This window comes from Microcystis sp. M49636_WE2 (assembly GCF_030065375.1).
GTDB classification, from domain to species: Bacteria; Cyanobacteriota; Cyanobacteriia; order Cyanobacteriales; family Microcystaceae; genus Microcystis; species Microcystis aeruginosa_C.
On sequence record NZ_JASJFG010000885.1, the window covers coordinates 1 to 2108 of the forward strand.

2 protein-coding genes are annotated in these 2108 nt (G+C 40.7%); both read left to right on the forward strand.

The annotated features are described in order from the left end of the window. On the forward strand, positions 1–1200 hold a 1200-nt coding region (locus tag PX484_RS20300), incomplete at its 5' end, for a non-ribosomal peptide synthetase (RefSeq protein WP_288105292.1). Beyond that, positions 1197–2108: condensation domain-containing protein (locus tag PX484_RS20305; protein WP_288105293.1), on the forward strand; the 912-nt coding region annotated here is incomplete at its 3' end. The genes PX484_RS20300 and PX484_RS20305, both read left to right, overlap by 4 nt.

The window sequence follows — 2108 nt, forward strand, 5'->3', positions numbered from 1 at the left end:
ACAATTCTCAATCAAACTCCTACCGCTTTCCGTCAGTTAATTCAAGCTGAAGAATCCTTAAAAGGAAGTTTTCCCTTATCAAGGGGGGATCGTTCATCGACAACAGATAACGATTTAAGCTTACGTTTAGTTATTTTTGGAGGAGAAGCTTTAGAAATTAACAGCTTACAACCTTGGTTTCAGCGCCATGGCGACCAATGCCCCCAATTAGTTAATATGTACGGAATTACAGAAACTACCGTTCATGTGACCTATCGACCATTAAGTATGAACGACTTGGATAGTACAGCTAGTGTGATTGGTCGTCCCATTCCCGACTTACAGGTGTATTTACTAGACCAACATTTACAACTTGTACCGGTTGGTGTACCCGGGGAGATGTATGTGGGAGGTGCAGGAGTAACAAAAGGTTATCTCAATCGTCCTGAATTAACAACAGAAAGGTTTATTCCTAGTCCTTTTGAGAAGGATGAAGTGATCCCCCCAACCCCCCTTAATAAGGGGGGCAATGAGCCGTCAAAATTATATAAAACGGGAGATTTAGCCCGTTATTTACCCAAGGGAGAATTAGAATATTTAGGACGCATTGACAATCAGGTGAAAATTCGGGGTTTTCGGATTGAGTTGGGGGAAATAGAAGCATTATTAGCATCTCATCCCCAGATTTGGGAAACAGTAGTAATAGTGAGGGATGATGCAACAGGAGATAAGCGTCTTGTGGCCTACATTGTGCCACAATCGGAAAAAACGATTACCATTAACGAAATACGGCAATTCCTGAAAGCTCAATTACCCGGTTACATGATACCTAATGCTTTCGTTATTTTAGATGCCTTACCCCTTACTGCTAATGGAAAAATAGATAGTCGAGCTTTACCCCCACCAGAATCTAGTAGTGAACCATCAGACAAATATGTTGCTCCGCGTACCCCGATCGAGGATATATTAGTAACTGTTTGGTCAGAAGTGCTAAAAGTCGAGAAAGTGGGTATAAATGATAACTTCTTTGAACTGGGAGGCCATTCCCTACTAGCCACTAAATTAGTAGCACAGATACGCGATCGCTTGAAAGTTGAACTTCCCCTACGTCAGTTATTCAACTCGGCCACACTAGCAGAATTAGCCCAAGGGATTGAACAGTTAAAACAGGAAAAATCCGATACCATTATTCCAGCCATTTTACCAAGAAAAAGAAAATGAATTTTGAAGAATTACCTCTATCTTATGCTCAACAGCGTTTATGGTTCTTAGATCAATTAGAACCAAATAGTCCCTTTTATAACATTTCCCTGGCCTTGCATTTAGCGGGAAATCTCCAGGTAGATGTCCTCGAAAAAAGCCTACAAGAAATTATTCAGCGCCATGAGTCCCTCCGCACAAATTTCGCCACTATTGAGGGAAATCCTGTACAAGTAATTAAACCAGAAAGTAATTGGCAATTAACGCTTGTCAATGGGAAAGACAGCCCAAAATATCGAGAAGAGCAGGAAATAAAAAAATGGCTAGAAATTCGCAGCCATCAACCTTTTGATTTAGCCAATGACTCCCTGATTAGGGCCACCCTACTTAAGTTATCAGACACAGAACATTTTTTGCTGATTTGTCTGCACCATATTGTCTCTGATGGTTGGTCAATGGGGGTATTTATTGAGGAATTGACAACCCTTTATAATGCCTATACTAAAGGTTTAGAACCTCTTTTACAAGAGTTACCAATCCAGTACGCAGATTTTGCAATTTGGCAAAGGGAATATTTACAGGGAGAAATCCGACAAAATCAGTTAAATTACTGGCAAAAACAGTTAGCAGCAGCACCCGCTTTATTACATCTACCTACGGATTATCCCCGTCCTCTACAACAAAGTTTTCAGGGAGATCGGATAAAATGTATCCTTTCTCCAGAACTTAGTCAAGGGTTAAATAAGCTGAGTCGGGAAAAAGGTGTCACCTTATTTATGACCCTCCTGACCGCATTTCAGACTCTACTCTATCGTTACACAGGACAAACAGACATTTTAGTCGGTACTCCCATCGCTAACCGTACTCGTAGTGAATTAGCTGGGTTAATCGGCTTTTTTGTCAATACCTTAGTCTTAAGAACAGATTTA